General features: G+C 70.1%; 24 protein-coding genes, 1 tRNA gene and 1 pseudogene. 10 read left to right on the top strand and 16 right to left on the bottom strand.

Annotated features, from left to right (window positions below; genetic code table 11):
* Positions 1-60: 60 nt before the first annotated feature.
* Entirely contained in the window at positions 61-804 is a 744-nt protein-coding gene (locus tag ATL45_RS28005) for an SGNH/GDSL hydrolase family protein (RefSeq protein WP_246025588.1), read from the top strand.
* A gap of 4 nt (positions 805-808) precedes the next feature.
* Here ATL45_RS28005 and gad read toward each other — a convergent pair whose 3' ends face one another.
* From gad to ATL45_RS28055, 10 genes are all read right to left on the bottom strand, one after another.
* Entirely contained in the window at positions 809-2,230 is a 1,422-nt protein-coding gene (gene gad, locus ATL45_RS28010; protein ID WP_093148741.1) for a glutamate decarboxylase, read from the bottom strand.
* A gap of 43 nt (positions 2,231-2,273) precedes the next feature.
* Positions 2,274-3,104 (bottom strand): HpcH/HpaI aldolase/citrate lyase family protein, encoded by an 831-nt coding sequence (locus ATL45_RS28015; protein ID WP_093148738.1) that lies wholly within the window; start codon positions 3,102-3,104, stop codon positions 2,274-2,276.
* A complete protein-coding gene (locus ATL45_RS28020) occupies positions 3,101-4,309 on the bottom strand; it encodes a CaiB/BaiF CoA transferase family protein (RefSeq protein ID WP_093148734.1) in 1,209 nt (402 codons plus the stop codon). Before ATL45_RS28020 ends, ATL45_RS28015 begins: the two co-directional genes overlap by 4 nt.
* Complete coding sequence (locus ATL45_RS28025; RefSeq protein WP_093148731.1) at positions 4,306-6,285, bottom strand: SUMF1/EgtB/PvdO family nonheme iron enzyme; 1,980 nt, start codon at positions 6,283-6,285, stop codon at positions 4,306-4,308. The genes ATL45_RS28020 and ATL45_RS28025 overlap by 4 nt, the downstream gene beginning before the upstream one ends.
* On the bottom strand, positions 6,282-7,625 hold the full coding sequence (locus tag ATL45_RS28030) for an ADP-ribosylglycohydrolase family protein (protein ID WP_093148727.1): 1,344 nt from the start codon (positions 7,623-7,625) through the stop codon (positions 6,282-6,284). The genes ATL45_RS28025 and ATL45_RS28030 overlap by 4 nt, the downstream gene beginning before the upstream one ends.
* Positions 7,622-8,785: an ADP-ribosylglycohydrolase family protein gene (locus ATL45_RS28035; protein ID WP_093148723.1), complete on the bottom strand. Its 1,164-nt coding sequence runs from the start codon at positions 8,783-8,785 to the stop codon at positions 7,622-7,624. Before ATL45_RS28035 ends, ATL45_RS28030 begins: the two co-directional genes overlap by 4 nt.
* A gap of 99 nt (positions 8,786-8,884) precedes the next feature.
* Positions 8,885-10,156, bottom strand: a complete 1,272-nt coding sequence (locus tag ATL45_RS28040) for an ABC transporter substrate-binding protein (RefSeq protein ID WP_093148719.1) — start codon at positions 10,154-10,156, stop codon at positions 8,885-8,887.
* Positions 10,157-10,188: 32 nt separating this feature from the next.
* Entirely contained in the window at positions 10,189-11,016 is an 828-nt protein-coding gene (locus ATL45_RS28045; protein WP_093148715.1) for a carbohydrate ABC transporter permease, read from the bottom strand.
* A 3-nt stretch (positions 11,017-11,019) separates the two neighbouring features.
* Positions 11,020-11,919: a carbohydrate ABC transporter permease gene (locus ATL45_RS28050; RefSeq protein ID WP_093148712.1), complete on the bottom strand. Its 900-nt coding sequence runs from the start codon at positions 11,917-11,919 to the stop codon at positions 11,020-11,022.
* Entirely contained in the window at positions 11,916-12,935 is a 1,020-nt protein-coding gene (locus tag ATL45_RS28055) for a LacI family DNA-binding transcriptional regulator (RefSeq protein WP_093148709.1), read from the bottom strand. The genes ATL45_RS28050 and ATL45_RS28055 overlap by 4 nt, the downstream gene beginning before the upstream one ends.
* Before the next feature lie 473 nt (positions 12,936-13,408).
* On the opposite strand from ATL45_RS28055, the gene ATL45_RS28060 reads away from it, so the two are divergent.
* Entirely contained in the window at positions 13,409-13,969 is a 561-nt protein-coding gene (locus ATL45_RS28060) for a hypothetical protein (RefSeq protein ID WP_093148705.1), read from the top strand.
* A gap of 89 nt (positions 13,970-14,058) precedes the next feature.
* On the opposite strand, the pseudogene ATL45_RS28065 reads toward ATL45_RS28060, so the two are convergent.
* A pseudogene (locus tag ATL45_RS28065) lies at positions 14,059-14,640 on the bottom strand (isochorismatase family protein); the annotation flags it as partial.
* Here ATL45_RS28065 and ATL45_RS28070 point away from each other — a divergent pair.
* Positions 14,638-14,973, top strand: coding sequence for a MarR family winged helix-turn-helix transcriptional regulator (locus ATL45_RS28070; protein ID WP_281276088.1), 336 nt, complete (start codon positions 14,638-14,640; stop codon positions 14,971-14,973). The pseudogene ATL45_RS28065 and the gene ATL45_RS28070 sit on opposite strands and share 3 nt — an antisense overlap.
* On the opposite strand, the gene ATL45_RS39790 is transcribed toward ATL45_RS28070, so the two are convergent.
* Complete coding sequence (locus tag ATL45_RS39790) at positions 14,970-15,386, bottom strand: glycosyltransferase (RefSeq protein WP_342775311.1); 417 nt, start codon at positions 15,384-15,386, stop codon at positions 14,970-14,972. The two genes, ATL45_RS28070 and ATL45_RS39790, sit on opposite strands and share 4 nt — an antisense overlap.
* Positions 15,383-15,769: a glycosyltransferase family protein gene (locus tag ATL45_RS39795; RefSeq protein WP_246025908.1), complete on the bottom strand. Its 387-nt coding sequence runs from the start codon at positions 15,767-15,769 to the stop codon at positions 15,383-15,385. Before ATL45_RS39795 ends, ATL45_RS39790 begins: the two co-directional genes overlap by 4 nt.
* Positions 15,770-15,785: 16 nt before the next feature.
* Here ATL45_RS39795 and ATL45_RS28080 point away from each other — a divergent pair, with 16 nt between their 5' ends.
* Positions 15,786-16,427: an isochorismatase family protein gene (locus ATL45_RS28080; RefSeq protein ID WP_093148689.1), complete on the top strand. Its 642-nt coding sequence runs from the start codon at positions 15,786-15,788 to the stop codon at positions 16,425-16,427.
* Positions 16,428-16,603: 176 nt separating this feature from the next.
* Positions 16,604-17,812 carry a serine hydrolase domain-containing protein gene (locus ATL45_RS28085; RefSeq protein ID WP_093149728.1) on the top strand — a complete coding sequence of 403 codons (1,209 nt, stop codon included), beginning with the start codon at positions 16,604-16,606 and terminating at the stop codon, positions 17,810-17,812.
* 90 nt (positions 17,813-17,902) lie between these two features.
* Here the strand turns inward: ATL45_RS28085 and ATL45_RS28090 are convergent, their stop codons facing one another.
* Positions 17,903-18,178, bottom strand: coding sequence for a hypothetical protein (locus ATL45_RS28090; RefSeq protein ID WP_093148686.1), 276 nt, complete (start codon positions 18,176-18,178; stop codon positions 17,903-17,905).
* 410 nt (positions 18,179-18,588) lie between these two features.
* On the opposite strand from ATL45_RS28090, the gene ATL45_RS28095 reads away from it, so the two are divergent.
* A complete protein-coding gene (locus ATL45_RS28095; protein ID WP_093148682.1) occupies positions 18,589-19,542 on the top strand; it encodes an ankyrin repeat domain-containing protein in 954 nt (317 codons plus the stop codon).
* An 81-nt stretch (positions 19,543-19,623) separates the two neighbouring features.
* On the opposite strand, the gene ATL45_RS28100 is transcribed toward ATL45_RS28095, so the two are convergent.
* Both ATL45_RS28100 and ATL45_RS28105 read right to left on the bottom strand, forming a co-directional pair.
* Positions 19,624-20,589, bottom strand: a complete 966-nt coding sequence (locus ATL45_RS28100) for a tyrosine-type recombinase/integrase (RefSeq protein ID WP_093148679.1) — start codon at positions 20,587-20,589, stop codon at positions 19,624-19,626.
* A gap of 56 nt (positions 20,590-20,645) precedes the next feature.
* Positions 20,646-21,998, bottom strand: coding sequence for a M20/M25/M40 family metallo-hydrolase (locus ATL45_RS28105; RefSeq protein WP_093148676.1), 1,353 nt, complete (start codon positions 21,996-21,998; stop codon positions 20,646-20,648).
* 119 nt (positions 21,999-22,117) lie between these two features.
* On the opposite strand from ATL45_RS28105, the gene ATL45_RS28110 reads away from it, so the two are divergent.
* From ATL45_RS28110 to ATL45_RS40180, 4 genes are all read left to right on the top strand, one after another.
* Positions 22,118-22,202 (top strand) — tRNA-Leu (locus ATL45_RS28110).
* Between the two features lie 109 nt (positions 22,203-22,311).
* Positions 22,312-22,806 (top strand): hypothetical protein, encoded by a 495-nt coding sequence (locus ATL45_RS39800; protein ID WP_246025589.1) that lies wholly within the window; start codon positions 22,312-22,314, stop codon positions 22,804-22,806.
* The gene (locus ATL45_RS40175; protein WP_170210117.1) at positions 22,803-23,228 is read left to right on the top strand and encodes an integrase; all 426 of its coding nucleotides are present in this window, start codon (positions 22,803-22,805) and stop codon (positions 23,226-23,228) included. Before ATL45_RS39800 ends, ATL45_RS40175 begins: the two co-directional genes overlap by 4 nt.
* A complete protein-coding gene (locus tag ATL45_RS40180) occupies positions 23,176-23,838 on the top strand; it encodes a tyrosine-type recombinase/integrase (RefSeq protein WP_342775312.1) in 663 nt (220 codons plus the stop codon). The genes ATL45_RS40175 and ATL45_RS40180 overlap by 53 nt, the downstream gene beginning before the upstream one ends.
* Positions 23,839-24,760 lie beyond the last annotated feature (922 nt).

Below are 24,760 nucleotides of genomic sequence, written 5' to 3' on the forward strand. Positions count from 1 at the left end.
CGACACGATCGCGACATGGCGGCGGAGGCGCTGGGACACGGCGGCGGCATCGTCGAAACCATGAGCAAGACGCGAAACCTCGTCCTCGGCCTGACCGGGCTTTTCCTGCTGACCACCGCCTGCGCCACCACGACCGGATCGCCTGCCGGTGCGGGCGACCAGCCACTGTCCAAGGTGGTCCTCCTCGGCGACTCCGTCGCGGCGGGGGAGGCGTTGCCCCTGGCCGCGGCGTTCGAGGCCAGCGGGGTCGAATTCCAGTCGCTGGCCTCCGACGGCGGCGGGAACGTCGTCGGACCGTTCGCCGACGAGCAGTGGAAGGAGCTGCCGGGGAAGCTCAGCTCCGCTGAACCCGGCGTGGTCATCTACCAGATCACGTCCTACGACTGGGGCAGCCCGCACGAGCAGCAGGCCGCCTACGGCAAGCTGCTGACCACCGTGACCGGGATCGGCGCGAAGCTGGTCTTCGTCACGATGCCGCCGATCAAGCCCGACGACTTCTACGCGCCGCACGTGGCCGACCTGGACCGCGCTCCCGAGGCCGCCCGAGCGGTCGCGGCGGGTTCGGCGGGCTGGGCCAGTGTGCTCGACGCCGGCGAGGTGTGGGGCAGCACCTACCAGCAGATCAGGGACGGCAAGCCCGACCGCAGCGACGACGGCATCCACACCTGCCCGCAGGGCGCGGCCCGCTTCAGCAACTGGCTGCTCGGCGAGCTGGCCGAGCAGTACCCCGGCTTCGCCCCGGCGGTTCCGCGGACCTGGGCCAACACCGGCTGGGCAGCGGACACCCGCTTCAAGGGCTGCTGACCGATCAGCCCTGCTGCGCGCTGCCCGTGCCGTGCGCGAACGAGCTGTGCTCCGCGCCGCGCACCGGTTCGGGCTGGCGCCGCAGCTCCGCGACCGCGCGTTCGAGGTCTCCGGCCAGGAGATCCGCCAGGTCGTGGGTGAAGCCGTTGCGGACCACGATCCGCAGCACCGACAGGTCGGTGCGGTTGGCCGGGAACGCGTAGGCCGGGACCAGCCAACCGCGCTCCCGCAGGTGCGCCGACACGTCGAAGACGGAGTAGCCGGTGACCTCCTCCCGCAGCGTGAAGGCGAACACCGGCAGCTGGTCTCCCCGGGTGAGCATCCGGAACGGTCCGATCCCGGCGATCCGGTCGGCCAGCGAGCTCGCCACGTCCCGGCAGTTCTGCTGGACCCGGCGGAAGCCCTCGAAGCCCAACCGCAGGAACGCGTAGTACTGCGCGACCACCTGCCCGCCCGGCCGGGAGAAGTTCAGCGCGAACGTCGGCATGCTGCCGCCGAGGTAGTCGACGTCGAAGACGAGGTCCTGCGGCAGCGCGGCCGCTTCCCGCCACACCACCCAGCCCACACCCGGGTAGACCAGGCCGTACTTGTGCCCGGAGGTGTTGATCGAGGCGACCCGGGGCAGCCGGAAGTCCCAGTGCAGGCCGGGGTCGCAGAACGGTGCGATCATCGCCCCGGAAGCGCCGTCGACGTGCACCGGGACGTCCCAGCCGCGCTCGGCGGACAACCGGTCAAGCGCGGCGCAGATCTCGGCCACCGGCTCGTAGCTGCCGTCGAAGGTGGAACCCAGCACCGCCACCACCCCGATGGTGTTCTCGTCGCAGCGGGCGACGGCTTCGGCGGCGTCGAGGTGGAAGCGCTCTCCTTCCATCGGCACCAACCGCGCCTCGACGTCCAAGTAGTTCGCGAACTTCTCCCAGCAGACCTGGACGTTGGCGCCCATCACGATGTTCGGCCGGTCGGCCGGACGGCCTGCCGCGCGCCGGGCGTGCTGCCAACGGCGTTTGAGCGCCAACCCCGCCAGCATGCACGCCTCGCTGGAACCCGTGGTGGAGCAGCCGATGGTGGACTCGGGTTCGGGTGCGTGCCACAGGTCCGCGAGCATCCGCACGCACCGCTGCTCCAGCGCGGCCGTGCGCGGGTACTCGTCCTTGTCGATCACGTTCTTGTCGAAGCACTCCGCCATCAACCGGTCGGCCTGCGGCTCCATCCAGCTGGTGACGAACGTGGCCAGGTTGAGCCGCGCGTTGCCGTCCAGCATCAGCTCGTCGTGCACGATCTGGTAGGCCACGTCGGGATCGAGTGCCCGCGCGGGCAGCCGGTTGCGCGGCACCTGAGCCGGTTCGGCGACGAACACCGGATTGATCGACAGGTGCTCCCGCCGGGAATCCCGACTGCGGCGATGCCCCCGGTTCCGTGCGGTCATGGCTGCCAACGCTAGGACAGCCACCCGCCGATCGCAGCGCGCGTCAGGTGGCGAGGGCGAGGATGGTGCGGGCTTGTTCGAGCATTGCCACGTCGAGGAAGGTGCCGTCCGGGAGGGCGAGGGCTCCGACTCCTGCTGCCGTCGCGCCGTCCAGGAGGGCGATGACCTCGCGGGCCCGCTGCACTTCCTCGGCCGTCGGGAGGAAGGCTGTTCGGATCGCGTTCAGCTGTGCCGGGTGGATCGCTGTGCGCCCGCGGAAGCCGAGGGTTCGGCCGGTTCGGCACGATTCCGCCAGGCCGTCCAGGTCGCGGACGTTCGGGTAGGCCGACATGACCGGCGGTGGCAGGCGTGCTGCGCGGGCCGCGACGACCACTCGGCTGCGCGCCCACGAAAGGCCCGCTTCGTCGACCACGCGCAGATCCGAGCGCAGGTCGGCCTCGCCGAGCCCGATCGATGCCACCTGCGGCGCGGCCGTGGCGATGTCCAGGGCGTGTTCGACACCGAGCGCCGACTCGATGAGCAGGTGCAGCGCTCGGTCCGGCAGCGCGGTTGCGAGCCTCCGGACCTCCTCGGCCGCCTCGACCTTGGGAACACGGGCGCCTACGTCGAGCGGAAGGTCGGCGAGCGCGGCGACGTCGTCGTCGTGCCATGGCGTGCTCGGGTGGTTGATGCGCACCTGCACGGGGCGGTCGGTGGGCGCGTCGGCGAGCATCCGCAGCACGTTCGCGCGAGCTTCGTCCTTGCGCGCCGGGGCGACCGCGTCTTCGAGGTCCACGAGCACGACGTCGGCGTTCGAGGCGAGCGCCTTGGCCACCCGGTCCGACCGGTCGGCGGGCACGTACAGCAGGGTCAGCGGGGGAGGCGCTTGGCTCATACCGCCCCCCGGGCGCGCAGTTCGGCGATCCGTTCCGGAGTGAACCCGAGCTCGTCGAGCACTTCGCCGGTGTCGGCGCCGTGCGGGCGGCCGGTGAAGCCGATGACGCCGTCGTTGCCGGACAACCTGAACAGCGGGCCCTGCATCAGCGTCGGCCCCAGCTCGGGGTCGGTGATCTCGTGGATCGTGCCCAGCGCGCGGAACTGCGGGTCGGCCACGATGTCGGCGGCGTCGTAGATCGGTGCGATAGCGGCCTGCGCCGCCTCGAACGCGGCCACAACGTCCTCGCGCGTGCGCTGGGCGATCCACGCGCCCACGGCCTCGTCGAGCTCGTCGGCGTGACGCGCGCGATCGGCGCCGCTGGCGAACCACGGTTGCTCGACGAGATCGGGCCGGCCGACGAGCCGCACGACCCGCTCGGCGACCGATTGGGCCGAAGTGGAAACGGCGACCCAGTGGCCGTCGCTGGTTCGGTAGGTGTTGCGCGGCGCGTTGTTGGTCGAGCGGTTGCCCGTGCGCGGCTGAACGGTGCGCAGCTGGTCCCAGCGGGTGATCTGCGGGCCGAGCATCGCGAGGATCGGTTCGATGATCGCCACGTCCACCACCTGGCCCCGTCCGCGCTGCTCGCGGCTGGACAACGCCACCATGATCGCGAAGGCCGTGGCGAGCGAGGCGACGCCGTCGGCGAGGCCGAAGGGCGGGAGCGTCGGCGGGCCGTCGGGTTCACCGGTCGTCGCGGCGAACCCGCTCATCGCCTCGGCCAGCGTGCCGAAGCCGGGCCGCGCCCGGTAGGGGCCGAGCTGCCCGAACCCCGTGACGCGGGCGAGCACCAGCCCCGGATTCCTGGCCGACAGCTCTTCGTAGCCGAGGCCCCACCGCTCGAGGGTGCCGGGCCGGAAGTTCTCGATCACCACGTCCGCCGTCGCGGCGAGCGCGAGGAACACCTCGCGGCCGCCTTCGTCGGCGAGGTCGGCGGTGACCGTGCGCTTGTTGCGACCCAGCGTCTTCCACCACAGGTTGACGCCGTCCTTCGCGACGCCGTGGGTGCGCGAGGGATCGGGCTTGGCCGGGTGCTCGACCTTGATCACCTCGGCGCCCATGTCGCCGAGGTGCATGGCGGCCATCGGCCCGGCGAAGAGCGTGGACGCGTCGACGACGCGCAGTCCGGCGAGGGCGCCCGCCGACGGGTCGCGGGATACGGTCATCGAACCTCCTCCACAGTGGACAAGTCCCAGGCGCAGCGGAAGCCGACCGTCGCGCTGCGGGCCAGGCCCAGCCCGGGGAGCAGCAGCTTCACGCTGAAGTCCGGATCCCGCCGACCGCCCTCCACGTACCAGTCGGCGCCCTCGGCGCGGTAGTCGCAGCCGCCCTTGAGCATGACGAACCGCGTCCGGCCGTCGGAGTGCTCGCTCTCGGTCCAGTTCCACACGGCCGGCTCGCCGCGCCGCAACCGGCCCGTCTCGCCGGCGAGCTGCCATTCGTCCTCGGTGGGCAGTCGGCCGCCGCGCCAGGCGCAGTAGGCGCGTGCGTCGTCGAGGTCGACGAAGGTCACCGGATCGTCCGGTGTGGACGGACGGCCGTCGACCCAGTGCGCGAGGAACCGGTGTGCCTCGGCGGGCCGGTAGCCCGTCGCTTCGAGGAACTCGGCGAACTGCCCGTTCGTCACCTCGCTCGCGGCGACCGCGACGGCCGCGGCGAGTTCGCCGTCCCGCTGCAGCGTCCGCGCATCGTGCAGCCTGGGTGGAAGCGGCTTCCACTCGTCGACGTAGGGAGCGCCCTGGTACATGCCCGTCTCGCGCGCGCGATAGCGCACGGTCAGCACGTACGGCCCGGCGGGCACGACGACGGCGCCCGGTTCGGCCGCACCGGAGCTCGGTTCCGGCGTGCGGCGAATCGCGAGGCGGTGCGGGAAGCGCGCATCCGAGTCGTGGGGCATGCCGCGCAGCACTTCGAGCAGTTCAGACAGCCACGTCGGCTCCGCGGTACCCGGTGCGATGTGCAGCAGCGCGCCGATGCCTCGCCCCGGCACGAGGCCGTCACCGAAGAGATCGATCAGCCTGCCGTCATCGGACGCCGGAATCACGGGCCCCGGGTAGTCCTCCTCGCCGCGGTTGACGACCGTCCACAGTGTCAGACCGCCCAGCTCCCAGCGCGATGCGTACACCCCGGTGGCCTCGGCGTCGTCGGTGAGTTCCGCGAGCGGCGTCCACTCACCGGCGAGCAGCAGGTCGCCGACCGCGCGCTGGACGGTGACCATGCGTCGCACGGTCGCCGCGTCCCGGCGCGACCAGCCGACCCAGACGCCGAACACCACCTCCCACACCATGACGCCGACGCCGTTGAGCCACGCCGAGTGCAGCTCCTCGGTGTGGTCGCGGTGCCAGCGGCGAACGTGGTGCTGCATGTGCCGCCGCTCGTACCAGTGGGCGCGCAGCACTCCTGGCACGGGCGAGTCCGCGAAGAACTGCGCCCACGAGCACGAGTGGTCCTCGATGCGCTCGACGGGCAGCTTGGACTCGCCTTCGAGCACGATCCCGGGGCGGGCCCGTTCGAGGCGCGCGACGAACTCCGGTTCCGCCTTCTTGAGGGTGTCGAGGAAGACGCCGTCGGCGTCGAGGTCGGCGGCGAGCGAGGCGAGCTCGGTCAGGTCGTCCTCGCCGCGCCGGGTGCCGACGTCCCACGGGTTGTAGTCGACGAACACGTGCAGCCCCGCGTCGTGCAGGGCATCGACGAGCCGGGACAGGCCCGGCACATCGCGGTAGAAGTCCCACTGGTTGCGCTCGTCGAGCCCGATGATCGGGTAGGCGTGCCACAGCACGACCGCGTCCAGCCCGCCGAAGCGCTCGCGCGCGTCGGCGATGAAGCGCTCCGGCGTGAACCGCCGGTCCTCGAACGAGTAGAGCAGCTCGTCCCACAGCCACACCTGGGCGACGCTGTAGCAGCGCATCGCCCAGGCCGCCGCCGGCCGGTCGTAGGCGGTGCCGGTGTAGCCGTGGCGGTTGCGGGCGTCGTCGCGCCACTCGTGCAGGAGCCGCCGCCACGCGGGCCGGTCGGCGGGATCGGACGGCCCGGCGAAGATCTTGGCCTCGTCGAGCAGCTCGGCGTCCGGCGATCCGGTCACCGGCACGTCGGTCTGCCGGTCGATCGGGCGGGGAACGAGCGGGTCGAACGCGTAGGTCATCGTGCCTTTCCTCCGGTCGAGAGCGCGGCGGTGCGTTCGGCGAGGTCGGCGATGCGCTGCTCGCCGCCGGGCAGCGAGGTCGCGATGCGCCCGTCGAGCGGCGCGGTCCACTGCTCGCCGATGCCCTCCACGCCGCGCAGTGCTCCGACGACTCCGCCGACGGTCGCCGCCGCGGAGTCGGTGTCCCAGCCCGCCAGCACCGCGACCGAAACGCTCGGCCCGAACTCGCCCTGGCCCTTGGCAAGCGCGTAGGCGATGACCGCCGCGTTGTTGAGCACGTGCACCCAGTGCAGGTGCCCGTACTCCGCGTGCAGGCGGTCGAGCCCGGTGCGCACATCGGACTCCGCCGCCACCGCGCGGCCGAACCGGACCGCCCGGGCGAGGCGGCTGTCCGGCGGGACGACCGACTCCGCCGCGTCCAGGACTTCCTCCGCGGAATCGCACACCATCGCCGCGGACGCGAGAGCCGCCGCCCACATCGCCCCGTAGACACCGTTGCGCGTGTGGCTCAGCCGCGCGTCGGTCCAGGCCAGCCGCGCGGCAGCGCGCACATCACCCGGCGACACCCAGCCGAAGACGTCGGTCCGGATGAGCGCGCCGATCCACTCGCGGAAGGGGTTGTGGTGCGTCGCCGTCCCCGGAACGGGCCGGGCGTCGAGGATGTTGCGGTAGGCAGCGCGTTCCGCGGTGAACACGCGTCCGGCAGGGAGGTTGTCCAGCCAGAGCTGCGCGACGTCGTCGGTGGTGAACGCGCGGCCGTGCCGTTCGAGCAGGGAGAGCGCCAGCATCGGGTAGTTGAGGTCGTCGTCCTCCGGCATCCCGGCGATGTTCTCCTCCAGCGACGTGCCCGCGGAGCGCCGGTTCCACGGCCAGCGCTCCGCGACGTCGCGGGGGAGTCCGACGGCGGTGAAGTACCGGTTCAGCGGCCAGCGCCCGGTCGCCCGCAGGATCTCCTCGATGCCTTGCCGCGGGATCTTCTCGACCGGCTTGCCGAGCAGGCAGCCCGCCGCGCGACCGGTCCACGCCCCGAGCGCCCGTTCCCGCGTCGGGCGTGGCAGATCCGGTGCGGGTGGGAGCAGCGCGAGGATCGCCTCCCAGTCGTCGGGCTCCTCCGGTGCCGGTGCGGCGGCGATGGCGTCGAGCTCGTCGAGCAACGTGCGTGCCAGCGAACGCATCGCCGGTGTGGCCGGATCGGGGCTGGCACCGCTCACCGCGGGAACCGGGTCGCCACCGGCGGCGACCCACCGATCGCGGATCTCGGCGACGTCCTTGCCCTCCGCCGCGGACTGCACCAGCTCGTGGGCGAGCAGGTCCTCCGGCTGCGCCCAGGTGAGCCTCATGCCTCTTCTCCGATCGCGGCACCGATGCCGGCAACGCGCGCGAGTGCTCGTTCCCGGTCGGCGCGGAGGATGTCGGCCGCAGCTGAAGCCATCAGCCGCCCGGTCGCGCGCAGATCAGTGCGGCTGGCCTCGTCGATCGCGTCCACCCACTCCGCGGGCACGACGGTGGTGCCACCGAGGCCCGCGCAGATCGCGCCCGCCATCGAGGCGATCGAGTCGGCGTCGCGGCCGTAGTTGACCGAGGCCAGCACCGAACCGCGGTACTCGCCCCGGTGGCCGAGCACGAGCCCGAGCGCGGCGGGCAGCTCCTCGATCGACTTCGTCCGGGACGGCCGCCGGGCGTCCATCGACATCTGCCGGTAGTGCGGCCCCACCGAGTCGAACGGTGCGACGACCTCGCGGACGCGGCGCGCGAGCGCGCGTTCCTGCTCGTCGGTGCTTGGCGGAATAGAATTCGAGAACGCATCGACGACGGCGCGCAGAGCCGCGGCCGTCCCGTCGTGGGCGACCGAGAGAGCCGCTTCGACCACGTCGTCGAGCCCGGCACCGGGAGCGACCGAGGCAGCCACCATCGCGGCCAGCACCCCGGCCGCTTCCCGGCCGTAGCTCGACTGGTGCGCGCCGGTGAGGTCGATCGCCTCCGCGTACGCACCGCGCGGATCGCCCGCGTTGGCGATCCCGACCGGCGCGATGTACATCGCGGCCCCGCAGTTGACGACGTTGCCCGCGCCCGCCTCGCGCGGATCGGCGTGTCCGTAGTGGAGCTTGGTGACGATCCACTTCTCCGCGAGGAAGACCCGCTGCAGCAGCAGTGCGGAGGTCTCCAGCTCGGGCACCCACCGGGGCTCGCCGATCATCAGCGGGACCAGGTCCTCGGCCATCGCGTAGGCGTCGAGGTGGGCGCGGCGCTTGGCGTACACCTCGACGAGCGCGCAGGTCATCAGGGTGTCGTCGGTGATGTGCCCGTCGCCCTTGTGGTACGGGGCGATGGGGCGCGCGTCGCGCCAGTTCGGGTACCACGGGCCGACGATGCCGGTCACCCGGCCGCCGTGCCGTTCCTCGATCTGCTCCGGCGTCCACCCCTCCGTAGCGCCGCCGAGGGCATCGCCCACCGCCGCGCCGGTGATCACCGCGACCGCGCGGTCCTCCAGCCAGGTCACCGGATCCGGTCCCTTCCTCGTCCCGCGCGGGCCGCTCGCCCGCGCTCCGTTGTCCGAAGTGGACCGGCGGCGGTGCTGCCGCCGGTCCGCGTGCGACTGCTAGCGCGTGATGTTCTGCCAGCCGTCGGAGAGTTCCTTGGCCAGCCCGGCGGCGTCGGTCTGCTGCGCGAGGAACCGCTGGTAGGCCGGCGTGGCGACGGTGTCCTTCCACTGCGCGTACTTGTCGACGAACAGGTACGGCGCCGAGGTCAGGTGCTCGCCGGTGGCCAGGATGGCGTCCCAGCCGTTCTGCGAGCCGAGCTTCTCGGCCAGCGCCTTGCGCGCCGAGGTGGTCGGCGGGATCAGCGCGTCCGCCTCGTTGAGCGCCACCAGGTTCTCGGTGCTGGTGAAGAACTCGATGAACTCGGCGGCCTGCTCGACGTGCTCGGAGTCGACGTTCACCGACAGGGTCTGCGGGTTGGCCGCCTGCGCGGGCCCGGCCGGTCCCGCCAGCGGCGGCAGCACGATCCAGTCGAGGCCCGCCGGGGCGTCCTTCGCGATGTTCGCCGCCTGGAACGATCCCTGCACCGTCATGGCGACCTGGCCCGCGTAGAACGGGGCGAGCGCCTTGGCGCCGGACTGAGTGAGGGTGACCGGCAGGATCGACTTGTCCTGGAAGGCCATCTGGCTGACGAGCTCGGGCAGCGCCATCTCGCCCTGGCCGATCTGGGCCGTCGTGGCCTCGCCAGTGCCCTGGAAGTACTGCCCGCCGAAACCGGGTGCCAGCGCGACGAACGCCGCAGTCGGGCTCGACAGCCCCCAGCCGAGGCCGTAGGTGCCGTCCTTGGTGGTGGCCTTGGCGATCTGCCGCAGCTGGTCCCAGGACATCGTCGGGCCGGTGGGGATCTCGACGCCGGCCTGCTGGAGCAGCGTCCTGTTCGCGAAGACCACGTAGGACTGCAGCTCGGTCGGGTAGCCGATCACCTTGCCGTCGGCGGTGACGGAGTCGAGCACGCCCTTCGGGATGTCCGCGCGCTTCTCCTCCGACAGGTGCGGGGTGAGGTCGGCGAGGTAGCCGTCCTTGGCGAACGGGACGATCCCGGCCGCCTCGTAGTGCACGATGTCGGGTGCGCTGCCCGAGTTGAACTGGGTGATGAGCTTGTCGTAGACCCCGTCCCAGCCCGCGGGCACGACCTCCACCCGAGCATCGGGGTGCTGCTGGTTCCAGGCCTCCACGATCTTGTTCGTCGCTTCGATCGCGGCCGGCTGGTCGGACAGGGACTGGAAGGTCATGGTGACCGGCCCCGACTCGCCGCCGCCGCTGCCGCAAGCGGTCAGCAGCAGGCTCGCGGTCAGCAGGCAGGAGCCGATTAACGTGCGTCTGGACCTCATTGTCCACCTTTCACGGCTGGTGCGGGTGAAACTCATCCCTTCACCGCCCCCGCCATGAGCCCACTGGTGAGCCTGCGGCGCAGGAGGGTGAAGAAGACGATGCTGGGAATCGCCGCGAGCACCGCTCCCGCGGCGAGCGGCCCGAGCGCGACCTTGCCCTCGCCGCCGATGAACATCTTCAGCGTGATCGGCAGCGTGTAGTTCTCCGGCGACTGCAGCAGGACGAGGGCGAAGAAGAACTCGTTCCACGAGGCGACGAAGCTGAACATCGCCGTCGCGACGATGCCCGGGGTCAGCAGCGGGAACACGATCGCGCGGAGCACGGTGAACCGGCTCGCGCCGTCCATCGACCCGGCCTCTTCGAGCTCGACCGGCACCGACGCGACGTAGCCCTGCAGCATCCACAGCGCGAACGGCAGCATGTAGGTCGTGTGCACGAGCACCAGCCCGACCAGGCTGTCGGTCAGCCCGAACGTCCGCAGCACCAGGAACAGCGGCAGGACCACGAGGACGACCGGGAACACCTGGCTCACCAGGATCCAGGTCACGCCCGCCATCCGGACCTTGCCCTTCACCCGGGCGAGCACGTACGACGCGGGCAGGGCGATCAGGATCACCAGCGCGGTCGACACCAGCGCCACGACAAGGCTGTTCCACGCGGAGCGGACGAGGCCCTGCCGGTCGAGCGCCTGCGAGTAGTTCTCCCAGTGCCACTGCTGCGGCAGCAGGCTCACCGACAGCGAGTTGAGCTCAGCGGAGGACTTCACCGAGGCCGAGATCAGCCACAGCAGCGGGAACCCGAGGAACAGCAGGTAGGCGGCGAGCGCCGCGTACTGGGCGGGACGGATCAGGAGACGCATGGCTCACCGCGCTTTCTCGGTGCGGTCGTGGCGGAACTGCGCCCGCAGGTACAGGGCGAGCACGGCCACGATGACGATGACGAGCACGACGCCCATCGCGGCGGCGTAACCGAGGTTGCGGTTCTTGAACGCTTCCAGGTAGACGAAGAGCACCGGGACCATCGTCCGCCCGCCCGGGCCGCCCTCGGTGAGCACGTAGACCAGGGCGAACGAGTTGAAGTTCCAGATGAAGTTCAGCGACGTGATCGAGGTGACGATCGGGCGCAGGCTCGGCCAGGTCACGGCGGTGAACCGGCGCCAGGCCCCGGCGCCGTCCACGGCGGCCGCCTCGTGCAGGTCGGCGGGGATCTGCTGCAGACCGGCCAGCAGCGTGATGGTGGTCTGCGGCATCCCGACCCACACGCCGACGACGATCACGGCGGGCAGCGCGGTGGAGAAGTCCCCGAGCCAGTTGATGTCGCCGGGCAGGCCGATGCCGCCGAGGAACGCGTTGAGCGGGCCGCCGTTGGCCGAGTAGATCATCTGCCACATGATCGCCACGACCACGGGCGGCATCGCCCACGGGACGAGCGCGAGCACCCGGGTGAGGCCCTGCAGGCGCAGGCCCGAGTTGAGCAGCAGCGCCAGGCCCATGGCGGCCACGAGCTGGAGCAGCGTGACGCTGACCGTCCAGATCAGGCCGATCCGCAGCGAATCCCAGAACAGCGAGTTGCCCGCCAGGCGCGCGAAGTTGTCCAGCCCCACCACGTCGTAGTCGGGCTTGCGGACCAGCCGCGCGTCGGTGAAGGCGAGCGCGATCCCGACGACAAGCGGCGCGATGCTGAGCACCAGGATCGGGATCAGCGAGGGCATGACCAGCGCGGCGACCTCGCGCCGCCGGGCGCGCACCATGGGAGTGGTCATGACGCCGGTCCGTCCGTTGTGGACTCGCGCACGATCAGCTCGGGCCCCACGGCGACCTGCCGCGCGGGCTGGTCCGGATCGTCGGTGAGGCCGAGCACGAGCTCGGCCGCCGCGCGCCCGCGCTCGGTGGAGCCCAGGGACACGCTCGTCAGGCTCGGCAGGAACACGCGGCCGAGCTCGGTGTCGTCCATCCCGGTCATGGCCACGTCGCCGGGCACCGCCAGCCCGAACTCGCGCGCGGCCCGGATCGCCCCGATGGCGAGCAGATCGTTCGCCGCCACGACGGCGTCGAGCCGCTCCGCGGGGCCGGACGTGCGGGCGAAGAGCCGCCGAGCGGCGGTCAGCCCTGCGCTGACGGTGAAGTCGTCGGCGATCTCGGTCTCGACGCGCTCGAACCCTCCGGCTGCCGCGTCGAAGCCGCGTTGCCGGGACGCGCCCGGTGTCGTGTCGAGCGGGCCGTTGAGGAAGCCGATGCGCCGGCGGCCGCACGAGCGCACGTGCTCGACGGCCGCACCGATGCCGGCCGCGGAGTCGGTGGAGATCGAGCTGACGCCGTGGTCGCTCATCGCGCGCCCGATGACCACGACGGGCACCGGGGCCTGCTGGATCTCCGCGATCAACCGGTCGTCGGTGCGCAGCGGCACGAGGATCATCCCGTCGACGAAGCCGCTGTTGAGGCTGCGCACCAGGTCGGCGGCGGAGTCGGCGGTGTCGCCGGTGGTCATGACCACGACCCGGAAGCCGTGCGGGGCGAGCACCTCGTGGATGCCGCGCATCATCTCCACGTAGACCGGGTTGCCGATGTCGGCGATGGCGAAGGCGATCTGGAAGGTCTTCTTCATGCGCAGCGACCGCCCGATCGCGTCCACGCTGTAGCCGAGCTCGGCGGCCGCCGCCCGGACCCGCTCGACCATCGCCTTGCTCGCGCCGGTCCCGTGGAGGGCGCGGGAGGTGGAGGCCAGCGAAACCCCCGCACGCTCGGCCACCTGCAAGAGCGTGGCCCGTGTCGACGTCATCGTCCCTCCATGTCGTTCGCGGCTGGACCGCGGAAACGTTTCCAGCCCGGACCCGAGGAGAACTGAAAACGTTTCCAAGCTGTGTGGCGGCGATAGTGCCACCCGCTCCGGTGCGGTGTCAATCGCAACTCGAGGTGCCCGCGCAGTCCTGGCCCAGGCTCGCGCTGGTGCATCTTGGCGAGGGGATTCCTCGGCAGCGCGGTTCGGCGAACTGTCCGCACCGGCCGATAGGAGGCCACTGTGGACGGATGCGACTGATCTCGACGACAGTCCAGCTGATCTACGGGTTCCTTTTGCTGGTAAAGGGTTTCCGGGTCCGCTGTCGATATCGAGCGGGTAACGCTTGGCGGGAACGGTGAACCGGAACGGGGTGGGCCGCATCTGAGCAACTGCCGCACCCGAAAGCCGGGACCGACTCCGCCGGCGCGTCGGGCGGCGCCTGCACCGCACCCCCAAGAGGAGACACGCCGACCATGACCTACGCCCCCGTCACCGCGCCTGCGCCCGTGCAGATGCCGAAGCGCCCGGTGGTGCTGATCATCCTTCAGTTCTTCGCCGGGATGTCCGGACTGCTGCCGATCGTCGCCGGGATCCTGAACCTCGCCGGCGGCCGCCAGCTGGCCGAGGACGAGCTGGTCAACAACATCAACCGCATCGAACCCGCCCTGATGGACGAAGCGGGCCTCAGCGAGGACGCGTTCGTCGAGCTGATGCGCAGCACCGGCCAGTGGGAAGGCTTCGTCGCCGACTTCCAGGGCGCCATGGCCACCTGGGCGGGCATCGAGATCGGTTTCGGCGTCCTGCTGCTGGTGTGGACGGTCTTCGCCCGCACGATCTGGGCCCGAGTGCTGCTCACCGTGTTCTCGGTGCTCGCCTTCATCGTCCACTTCGCCGCGATCGGCACCTCGGCCATGGGATCGGACATCGTCGGCGGCATGCTCGTGGCCGCCTGGCCCTGCGCTCTGCTGACGCTCGTCTTCTGCTGGCTCCCGCCGATCAACCGCTACGCCAAAGCGCTGAAGCTCGCCCGCTGACCGCGGTCGGCACGCGTCCTCGGCGGTCTGACGTGCTCCCCGGGTTGCCGGAGGTCGGGGTTCCGGCAACCCGGGGGCATCGGCCTCGATCAGCGGTTGGCGAGCTTGCGCTCGGCGTCGGCGCCGTCAGCCCGGGTGGCTTCGGCCTGAGCGCGCTGGTAGGACTCGATCAACAGCTGGTAGTTGGTCATGACCGATGCGTAGGTGCTGGCGAACTCGGGCGCCTCCGGCCTGTTCCAGGTCCGCTGCAGCTCGCTGATGGTGGCCGCCGTGTCGATCGGAACCACTCCGGCGGTGGTCATCCGGGCGACCGCCAGCTCCTGCGACAGCTTGGAGTAGGTGCCGGAAGCGTCCACGACGCCGTAGACGGTGTAGCCGTCGCCGATCGCGCTGATGGCGGGTTCGGCCAGGCACACCGACGTGATGACGGCCGCCATGATCAGCGTGCGCCGCCCGGTGGCCGCGACGGCCTCCCGGAACGCAGGCGTGTCCCAGGCGTTGATCTCGCCGTTGCGGGCCACGTACTGCGCCTTGGGAGCGACTTCGTGGATCTCGGGCATCAGCGGGCCGTTGGGTCCGTCCGGCACCGACGCCGTGGTGATCACCGGGATGCCCAGCAGGTCGGCCGTCCGGGCGAGCGCCACGGTGTTGGCGCGCACCTGCTCCTGCTGTCCGAAGCGCCGGGCAACCGGCTGCGCATGGGCGAGCTGGGCAGCAAGATGGTGTTCTCATCGAGCCGGGTGACCTACCAGGTCAAGTCGATGGAGCGACGCGGTCTGGTGCTCCGGCAGCCCGGCGAGGACGACAAGCGGGTCAACTACGCGGTGCTCACCGCGACGGGTCTCGAAACGCTGCGCGAAGCCGGGCCGAGCCATGTCGGCCAGATCCAGGCGATCTTCACCGACGACCTCGACGAGCACGAACTGCGCGTGCTCACCGAGGTTTTCGGGCGGCTGCGAAACCGGTTGCTCGATTCGGCGGAGCAGGAAACCGCCGACGGCTAGCCGAACAGGCCCGTGAGGTCGTCGGTGATCCGGCTCAGGGGCGGCAGCGCCAGCATGCTGCGCTGCACTCCGCGGGCACGCGCCCGGAAGCTCGGGTCGGTGAGGACCTGCTGGACCGCTGAACGGATCGCTTGCGGAGCAGCGCGTTCGAGCTCGATGCGGACGCCGGCCCCGAGTTCGGTGACTCGCGCGGCGTTGGCGGGCTGTTCGGCGAACATGGGGATCGTCACCATGGGCACCCCCGCGCCGAGGGCTTCGCGCGTCCCGTTGAAGCCCGCGTGCGTGATGAACACGTCGGTGGCCGCGAGCAACAACCTCTGCTGCACGAAAGAGGTCAGGTGGACGTTGTCGGCACGAGTTCCCCGCCAGTGCTGAGGATCGCGGTCGGCACCGATCGCGACCACTCCCGTCACCGGGAGCTCGCCGAGCGCTTCGACGACCGAGTCCAGAATGGACGGACCGTCGCCCAGGAAGCCGGGCGCGTTGGAGCCCAGGCTCGCCAGGACGAGCGGGCGATCGCTGGGCAGCGCTGCGATCGCGTGGCCGAGCCGGGGTGGCCTGTCGGCCGGGCGATACCGGCCTCGGCGGTCAGCTCGGGATCCTTCGCGATGTCCCCCCTGGTCACGGCGTTCGGGAGGGTCAGCGCGCGCACCCCGATCCGCCTGATGTGCTCGGCCATGCCGGGCCCGGTGGCGACGGCGACCTCGTGGCCCGCCCTGCGGGCGAGGTCGGCCACCGGCAGGACCAGCGGCATGAGGTGGGAGTAGGACGCCTGGAACGCTCCCGGGCTGATCAACCCGGATGACGCCGCAATGCTCCTGATCGATCACCAAAGCGGCCTGTTCCAAGTGGTCAGCGACCAGTCCTACCGGCAGGCGCGGGCCAACGCCGTGGCCCTGGCCCGGCTGGCCGCCCTGGTCGACATGCCGGTGATCACCACTGCCTCGGTGCCGGACGGCCCCAACGGGCCGCTGATTCCCGAGATCCACGAAAGCGCTCCGAAGGCCCGCTACGTGGCCTGCGCCGGCCAGGTCAACGCCTGGGACACGCCCGAATTCCGCCAGGCCGTCGCCGACACCGGCAAGCGGTCGCTGATCATCTCAGGCGTCATCACGTCGGTGTGCGTCGCCGAGCCGGCCATCAGCGCGCTCGCCGACGGCTACACCGTCTACGGGGTCATCGACGCCTCCGGGACCTACTCCAAGCTCTCGGAGGAGCTCACGGTCGCGCGGATGATCCAGGCAGGTGTCGTGCCGATCGACACGACGGCCGTGATCAGCGAGGTGCAGAAGACCTGGAACCGGCCGGAAGCCGCCCAGTTCGCCAGCATCCACGCGTCGGTGATGACCAACTGCCAGCTGCTGATCGAGTCCTACCAACGGGTTCAAGCCGAAGCCACCCACGGCGAAGCCGCCGACGCCGAACGCAAGATCTTCGAGCGGGTCAGCGGCTGAACCACCGAGCCCGGGGAGGAACCCGCACTTCCAGAGCGGTCGGGTGTATCGCGGGCATATCGAAAATCGCATACGCCACGGCAACAGTCCTTCGTCTTCGGTGAAGGCGTGCACCGCAGCGCATCCGCACAGGAGTGGCGCGGGTCGGTTCTGCCGAACGGGGAAGGACTGTGATCGTGTACTCGGATTCCGCACGTGGTGTCGACCGGCGGCTGCTGCTCGGGTGGGGCGGGTTGGCGGCCGCCGCGCCGCTGGTGGGGCTCGGCCGCGCCGCCGCCGAGCCGTCGTGGCGCGACCGGATCCCGCCGGACACCCAGCCCGGCGGGGCCTACGACCGGTACGTGGCGGAGCTGGCCGCGGCGGACAAGTTCTCCGGCGTGGTGCTGCTGTCGCACTGGGGGCGGACGGTGCTTTCGCGCAGCTACGGCATGGCCGACGAGGAGAAGGGCATCCGCAACCACGAGGGCGTCGCGGTCAACCTCTCCTCGGGGAGCCAGCCGTTCTTGTCGGTGGCCATCCTGCAGTTGGTGCAGCAGGGCGAGGTGTCACTGTCGGACACGGTGGGCACCTATCTGACGGGTTTCGCCCGCGAGATCGCCGAGCAGGTGACCATCCACCACCTGCTCACCCCGCTCTCCGGGCTGGACGCCCCGATGCCGGACTGGCAACGCGTCTTCCACAGCAAGGCGGAGGTGCACGAGTACCACGAGCAGTGGACCCGGCAGGCCGAACTGGTGGCCGTTCCGGGCTCGGGCGACAACAGCCACCGCCCCGGCGGTGGTGCCGCCCTGGCGATCGCCGCGCAGATCGTGGAGGCCGTGACCGGCACGACGTTCTGGGACTACGTGCACCAGCACGTCTTCGGCCGCTGCGGCATGACCGGCTCGGCGTTCTACACCAGGGAACAGTGGCTCACCGACGAGCACATCGCGCACTCGTACCTGCTCCAGCCGGACGGCAGCCGGGTCGACGCCGTCCACAACCTGGACAAGGGGGAGCGGAACCCGGGCCGCGGCTTCATCGGCCACGCCTCGGGCGACGGCTTCGCCACCGCGCCGGACCTGGTCCGGTTCGCGAACGCGCTGTACGACGGCACGGTGCTGGATCGCCCCTACGCCGACCTGTTCGCCGGTCCGAAGCTCCCCGGTCACGGCCCCACGTCGTACGAGGCGTACACGATGCCGGTCTCGATCATCGGCGGCCAGTGGGTGATCGGGCGCGGCGGCGGCACCGGTGGCAGCTCCGCCAACTGGACCATCTACCCGGACACCGGCTGGGTGGGCGTCGTCCTCAGCAACTACGACGAGGTGCCGATACAGGAGATCTGCTTGCAGGAGATCAAGGCCATCACCGGCGTGACGCTCGACCCGCCGGGCGGCGGCTGACGCATGGCCTTCGCCAGGCCCGATTCGTGAGGTCGAGGAGGCGTCCCGACGCGGCGATCTCACCGGTGGCCCAGGAGCCCAACGGTCACTTCAGGGACCACACCCCGTGGAACCCGCCGACGACCTGGGCGGCGCCGGGTCCTTGCGCCCCAGGACTTGCCTGACCTGTTGCTGAACGCTCGGCAGCTCACCCCGCGCATGCGCCAGGTGGTACGGGTAGTTGAGGTAGCTGCTGAGCTGCTCGTTGTACACCGGCGCGCCGATGGCCGTCGCCAAGTCCTGCAGCTCGCGCCACGCCCGGGCTTCGCCGACGCCGTCACCGGCGACGATGACCGGATACCGCGACCTGGCCAGGACCTCGGTCATCGAGTCGTGAGCCCGGCGGTGCTGTGGACCGCAGCCAGGATCCCGTTGCGGGATCAGAGGAATCCCTCGCGCACCGGTACTGGTGCCGCAGGTCGTCCGAGCGGTCCGCGACGCTGCAGCTCGCCGCCGTGATGCGGTTGCCCAGCAAGTACCGGCACGTTTCGTCCCCAGTGTCGAGCGTTCGTCGTATCCGTCCCCAGCCCGCTCGTGCACGCCGACGATCTACCTGCCGACGGCAACCCGAAAGTAACAGGATTTCCCAGTGCCATAAGACAGATCGCGACATCCCGGGGGATTTCCCCCGCAGGCCAACGCCAACGCGACGCGGATCGACCGGCCGGCGAGCGGCTGGGTGTCAGTGGGTTCGGGCAAGATCGCTGACCTGATCTCGTACATCGCGAAGGAGGAACATGGCTACTGCCAAAGCGAACGGATGGGCCGGGCTGAGCTATCGGGCGTGGACGGACTACGACGAGATCCGGGCGCGGCTCGATGCGGGCGCCGATCCGAACGCCCCGGTGTGGGGGAGTCGGCCCCTGCACGCAGCGGCCGAGCTCGGTTCGCCGGAGGTGGTCGCGGAGCTGGCGCGCCGCGTAGACGATCCCGATGCGGAGTACGAGGGCCGCACGGCGCTCTGGCTCGCCGTCTACGCCAACCGCCCGGACAACGCACGAGCCCTGGTCGCCGCCGGAGCCGATCCGCGGCGGCCGATGATGGCCGGCTGGTCACCTGCCCGCCTCAGCCTGGCCGGACCGAACCCCGACCTGTTCGGCCTCGAACCGGGGGAGTTCGAGCTGTCCGGCGAAGAAGCCGCTGCGGCGGCCGAAGGGCGGCGGTTGATCGCGGCCCTCAGCGCCCTGGATTTCACCGAGGGGCTCGGTCTGGCCGCCGTCGCGGGAATCAGCGCCGCCGAAGCGGCACGGCGGCTGGAGGCCGAGCTGGTCGAGGGCATCGAACCCGACCCGTACGCGTTCGACCAGGACATGAGGCTCATCGCAGCCACCGATGTGCCCGGTGGCTGCGTCATCAGCCAGCCGTGGGGCTACGCGCCGCAGATGCCGGGTGTGACAGCACGGCTGTCCGCGGGCACCGTCTGCTACGGCCTCTACGCCAACCCCAAGAGCGGCAACCAGGGGAGCATCGTCCGTGATGGCGTGATCGAAGGCTGGGATCTGCACCCCGGCGGTGACCCCAACGCCGATGATCCCGCCGAGGAGGTCCTGGCCGCCTACCTCTACAAGCGCCACGCCGTCGCCTACTGCTGCGCCTACGCTGGTCTGCGGCTGACCGACAGCCGGTCGATCAACGGCAAGCCCGACCACTGGCTGCGGCTGCCCGAACGCGACCACTGGAAGCGGCCCTAGGCCTGCTCCGCTCGACGATCGACACCGCGGGCCCGCCGGTCTCAGGACCGGCGTGCCCCGTCCTGCAGGCCCGCGTCGTGCCTAGCCCCCGGATAGCTCGCCGAGGACGTTCAGCGTGCGGTTGGCTCGCACCGACATCCGCTGTTCGCGGGCGGTCACGTCGATGTAGGTCTGGCTGGAGTTGATCGACGAGTGGCCGAGCAGCTTGGCGATCTCGGCGGCGTTCGCCCCGTCCTCGGCGAGCCGGGTGGCGAAGGTGTGCCGCAGGGCGTGCACCATCGCGCCCGGCTGCACCCGGTCGGACACGCCCGCGGCCCGCAACGACTGCCGCACCAGGTACTGCAGCCCGCCGCGCTGGAGCCGCTCACCGCGGTGATCGACGAACAACGGCTCACCGCCGGGCATCCGCTCGCCGAACCGCTCGCGCCTGGACCGCAGGTAGTTCTGGATCAGCACGTCCAAGGCGTCCTCGATCGGGATCGAGCGGTTCTTGCCGCCCTTGCCGTGCACGTGCAGCCGCCGGTCGCCATCGCGCCCGGCCAGCGACGCGACGGTGAGATCGAGCAGCTCGGCTGAGCGCACACCGGTGCACAGCAGCGTGGCCAGCACCGCGAGATCGCGCTCCGGCCACGGGTTGCGCGCCCGCCTGGCCCCTGAGGCGACCATCCGCAGCAGTCGCTCGGGCGTGTCCTCGCCCTGCAGCGGCTTCGGGGTCGAGGGCGCGTTGCGCGGCTTCGGGATCACCTGCATCGGGTTGCCGGGCACCGCGCCCTCGACGACCAGGAACCCGAAGAACCCGTTCCAGGTCGACCAGGCCCGGGTCACCGACGACGCCGACCGGGCCGCCGCGAACCGCGCGAAGGCCGATCGCAGCACCGAGGCGTCGACCCGTTCCACCGGCAACCGGTCGGCGGTGGAGCCGGTGAGCTCGACCAGCTCACCGGCCACCGACTCCAGGTCGCGGCGGTAGGCCCGCAGCGAGTTCGCCGCGAGCTTGCGCGCCTGCAAGTGCTCCAGGTAGATCTCGATCAAGCGCGCCAGGTCCACGCCGCACCTCCCCGATGATCAACTACGGGGTAGATGAAACCAGACGCCCCCGACAATCAGCTGTTGTGGAGGAACCGGTCCAGCACCCGCACGCCGAACTGCAGCGCATCCACCGGGACCCGCTCGTCGACGCCGTGGAACAGCGCGCTGAAGTCGAGGTCGGCGGGCAGCTTCAGCGGGGCGAAGCCGTAGCAGCTCATGCCCAGCCGGCTGAACGACTTGGCGTCGGTGCCCCCGGACATCATGTACGGCAGCGCCTTGGCCCCCGGGTCCTCGGCGATCAGCGAGGCGCTCATGGCGTCCACGATCCGACCCTCGAACTTGGCTTCGACCGGCGGCAGCCCGACCCACTCGCGCTCGACGTCGGGTCCCAGCAGCTCGGCTAGCTCCCGCTCGAACGCCTCCTCCCGACCGGGCAGGATCCGGCAGTCCACCGCGGCCTCGGCTACCGAGGGGATGACGTTGTGCTTGTACCCGGCGGTGAGCATCGTCGGGTTGGCGGTGTCGCGCAGCGTGGCCCCGACCATCCGCGACAGGTTGCCGAGCTTGGCGACCGCGCCCTCGACGTCGTCCTCGGGGAAGTCCCAGCCGGTGATCTCGGTGACGCCGGAGAGGAACTCCTGCACGGAGTCGGTCAGCACCAGCGGGAACCGGTGGTTGCCCAGCTTGGCGACGGCCTCGGAGAGCTTGGTGACGGCGTTGTCGTCGTGCACCATCGACCCGTGCCCGGCCCGCGCCCGAACCCGCAGCTTCAGCCAGCGGATGCCCTTCTCGGCGCTCTGCACCAGGTAGGCCCGCACGCCGTCCTTCAGCGTGACGGAGAACCCGCCGACCTCGCTGATGGCCTCGGTGCACCCCTCGAACAGCTCCGGCCGGTGGTCGACCAGCCACTGCGCCCCGTGGAAGCTCCCGGCCTCCTCATCGGCCAGGAACGCGAAGACGATGTCCCGCGGCGGCACGATCCCGTCCCGCTTGAACCGCCGCGCGATCGCCAGGCTCATGGCGACCATGTCCTTCATGTCGACCGCACCGCGGCCCCACACGTACCCGTCCTGAACGGCCCCGGAGAAGGGGTGCACGGACCACTCGGCGGGATCGGCGGGCACGACGTCCAGGTGCCCGTGCACCAGCAACCCGCCCCGGCTGGAGTCGGCCCCGGGCAACCGCGCGATGACGTTGCCGCGCCCGGGGTGGTCCCCGGACTCGACGTAGGTGACCTCGTACCCGACCTCGCTGAGCTTGCCGGCCACGAACTCGGCGGCGGCCCGCTCGCCCACGAGCGTCTCAGGATCACCGGTGTTGGTGGTGTCGATGCGGATCAAGTCGCTGGCCAGGCCGACAACCTCCTCCTCGGCCAGCCGCAACCCCGCCTCATGATCAGTACCGGACAAACCGCTGTGCTCGCTCACCAGGCATTTCTATCACCCGAGCCCGAAAGAGGGGGGTGCCGTCGACCCCCGGATGACCATGGGCTAATCTATCTACACAACACAGCGGGAACCCCCGGAGAACGAGGGTGACCCGAGATGTCCGAGTGGCGGAATGGCAGACGCGCTAGCTTGAGGTGCTAGTGCCCGATTAAGGGCGTGGGGGTTCAAGTCCCCCCTCGGACACAAAAAGTGGTGCGATTTCCCCACCGCAGCAAGTGCTTGAATACCGCATCGCGACGACGCTCCGGTCGTCGCGATTTTGGTCGTATTCAGGGACGGTCGTCTGTGGTCTGTGCTGGTCACCGAGGTGGTGGCCATGGCTGAGCAGATCATCACGGGGCTGGTGCCGCCGCCCAAGATCGCCGATTCCGGTTCGTCGCCGGAAGCAGGAACGGGCGAGCGCCGGAGCCTTCCGCTGCCGGTCATCACTCGGCGTCGTGAACTCCTGACGACGTACGGGATGACCAGGGTCGATGCTTCAGGGCGGATCCCGGCCGCGCCGGTCCTCCACGCACTGGAGTGGCCACCCGGCCTGAGCCTGACCGTCCGGGTCGTCTTGGGAGCTGTGGTGCTCCAGCCGGATCCGGGCGGCGTCCACCGGCTGCCCAGCACACAGCGGATCAAGGTTCCTGCCACGGCCAGGGCCGAGTGCGGTCTCCGTGCCAGCGACGTGGTGGTGCTCGTCGCCGACCCGCAGCGGGGCATGCTGCTGATCTATCCTCTCGTGACCGTGGACGAGGTCCTGGCTCAGCGCCATGCCATGATCTGGGTGGGTGAGTCGGTGTGACCGAGAACCAGACCACGTCAGGAGCCAACCCGGCCGAGATCGAAGCGGCGAAGCTGCTGTTGGGACGCCTCGGTGTCTCGGTGAATGACCTCATCAACACCGCGTCTGCGCGGCCGCCCGCACCGACCTTCTCCGAATACATCCCCCAGGTCTCCGCTGCCGTCAGTCCCGGAACCCGGTGTGTCTACAGTTCCTACTGGAATCGCGTCCAGGCGGAATGGGGCGACCGACGCCTGGACGAACCGACACCGCTGGAGATCAAGCAGCTAGTTGAGAAGTCCCGCGAACAGCTGCGCATCCGCCGCAACGCCCGCGGAGGCCGAAGCGCCGCCGAGCACCTGATCGCCGCGCTGCCTCTACAACCACGCCGTGGCAGACGAACTGATCGGCGCGTCCGACAACCCAGCCAGGAAAGTTCCTAAGCCGCGCCGCTTGCCCACCACGCGCCGAGGTCTGCCGGACACCCGACTGGAGGAGATCAACCACGTCGCCGCCACCACGGGCAACGATCCCGTCCTCGACAGCCTCATCATCCGGCTGCACAGCGAGACAGCCTGCCGACGAGCCGGAGTGCTCGCGCTCACTCCCCGGGATCTCGACCCCGACCTCTGTCTGATTCTCCTCCACGAGAAGGGCGGGACGGTCCGCTGGCAACCGGTCTCTCCCACACTGATGACTCACCTTCGCGAGCATGCCGAACAACGCGGTTCCGCAACCTCAGGCGACCAACTCCTGCGCTATGCCAATGGAAACCCCATCACCCGCCGACGCTATGACCACATCTGGAACAGGCTCGGCAAACACATTCCCTGGGTTGCAACGCAGCAAATCAGTATCCACTGGCTCCGCCACACCACGCTTACATGGGTAGAGCGAAACTTCGGTCACGCCGTCGCTCGTGCCTTCGCCGGCCACACCGACAACAGCAACAATGATGGAGGAAGCACCACTGCTTACACCCAAGCCGGTATGAGCGAAATCGCCACGGCGCTCGCCGCCCTTACCGGAGAACCACACCCACTAGCAAGATAAAACCCGACGATCTCCGACTCGTAGCCGCGGGAGGCCTGGCAGAGCCCAGGCCTCCTGCGGCTATAAGTAACGACAGAGGTCGACTTATAATTTCGACGCTTGCCGTATTTGCGATGTCGTAGCAAGATGTGCGGCGATTCGCTTCGCCGAGAGTGATGAAAAGTCGCTCTGAAGAAGAATAGTATCGTGATCTCTTCCAACGAGTCCTTAAGGCATGGGGCGTGCGCCACTTACCGCCCCCACCGGTACAGGTGTACTGACTACCGAGAAGCTCGTCGGCAAGCGAGCGTTGCGCCGACTAGCTGCGGGCAGAGTAGTCCGCTCGACGCTGCGCGACGGAGTCTGTGAACAGGAAGTAAAAACGGTGGGCTATGGGACCGAAGTGGCTGGGGAGCACGACCGCCTCCGGCGGGAGGCCGTGGTGGGGGAACTCGCGGAACTCGCGGAGCCTGGAAGTGTCGGCGGGTACGGGGGCAGGTGCGATGGTGGCGGTGACGGTGAATTTCGTGAGGTCGGGCCGGTGTTGTCGAACGTGATTCGGCCGTGGCCCGGTCCGATCGGGTAGGGCAGAAAGGCCGGCGGTGGTGCGGTCGCCTCACGGTAGGCCCTCATCGCGGGCAAGTAGTCGCGGCGCAGCACCCGGTAGCGCTGGAGCTGCCGGTCGGTGAGCGTGCTGGTGTGCATGGAATGGCTCCAGATGGAGAGGGTTTTCGTGGACGATTCGCTCAGAACAGACCGAATCAGGAGCGTCAGCGTGCGAGGCTCCTGACGCTGGTGCGTGGATGGCTGCTGGGATGGCGTGATCCGCCGACTGAATGGGTCCGGGATTCAGCCGTCCAAGTGGATGTTTTCGATCAGATGTACTGAAAGAGGGGCCTTCACTGAAGTGAAGGCCCCTCGCTGGTTCTGTGAAACGGTTTAG

Origin of the sequence: Saccharopolyspora antimicrobica (assembly GCF_003635025.1) — a bacterium.
GTDB classification, from domain to species: Bacteria; Actinomycetota; Actinomycetes; order Mycobacteriales; family Pseudonocardiaceae; genus Saccharopolyspora; species Saccharopolyspora antimicrobica.

Coding starts and splice junctions, on each gene's coding strand:
- ATL45_RS28005 (WP_246025588.1), top strand. CDS start 61: ATGAGCAAGACGCGAAACCTCGTCCTCGGCCTGACCGGGCTTTTCCTG.
- gad (WP_093148741.1), bottom strand. CDS start 2,230: ATGACCGCACGGAACCGGGGGCATCGCCGCAGTCGGGATTCCCGGCGG.
- ATL45_RS28015 (WP_093148738.1), bottom strand. CDS start 3,104: ATGAGCCAAGCGCCTCCCCCGCTGACCCTGCTGTACGTGCCCGCCGAC.
- ATL45_RS28020 (WP_093148734.1), bottom strand. CDS start 4,309: ATGACCGTATCCCGCGACCCGTCGGCGGGCGCCCTCGCCGGACTGCGC.
- ATL45_RS28025 (WP_093148731.1), bottom strand. CDS start 6,285: ATGACCTACGCGTTCGACCCGCTCGTTCCCCGCCCGATCGACCGGCAG.
- ATL45_RS28030 (WP_093148727.1), bottom strand. CDS start 7,625: ATGAGGCTCACCTGGGCGCAGCCGGAGGACCTGCTCGCCCACGAGCTG.
- ATL45_RS28040 (WP_093148719.1), bottom strand. CDS start 10,156: ATGAGGTCCAGACGCACGTTAATCGGCTCCTGCCTGCTGACCGCGAGC.
- ATL45_RS28045 (WP_093148715.1), bottom strand. CDS start 11,016: ATGCGTCTCCTGATCCGTCCCGCCCAGTACGCGGCGCTCGCCGCCTAC.
- ATL45_RS28050 (WP_093148712.1), bottom strand. CDS start 11,919: ATGACCACTCCCATGGTGCGCGCCCGGCGGCGCGAGGTCGCCGCGCTG.
- ATL45_RS28055 (WP_093148709.1), bottom strand. CDS start 12,935: ATGACGTCGACACGGGCCACGCTCTTGCAGGTGGCCGAGCGTGCGGGG.
- ATL45_RS28060 (WP_093148705.1), top strand. CDS start 13,409: ATGACCTACGCCCCCGTCACCGCGCCTGCGCCCGTGCAGATGCCGAAG.
- ATL45_RS28080 (WP_093148689.1), top strand. CDS start 15,786: ATGCTCCTGATCGATCACCAAAGCGGCCTGTTCCAAGTGGTCAGCGAC.
- ATL45_RS28090 (WP_093148686.1), bottom strand. CDS start 18,178: ATGACCGAGGTCCTGGCCAGGTCGCGGTATCCGGTCATCGTCGCCGGT.
- ATL45_RS28095 (WP_093148682.1), top strand. CDS start 18,589: ATGGCTACTGCCAAAGCGAACGGATGGGCCGGGCTGAGCTATCGGGCG.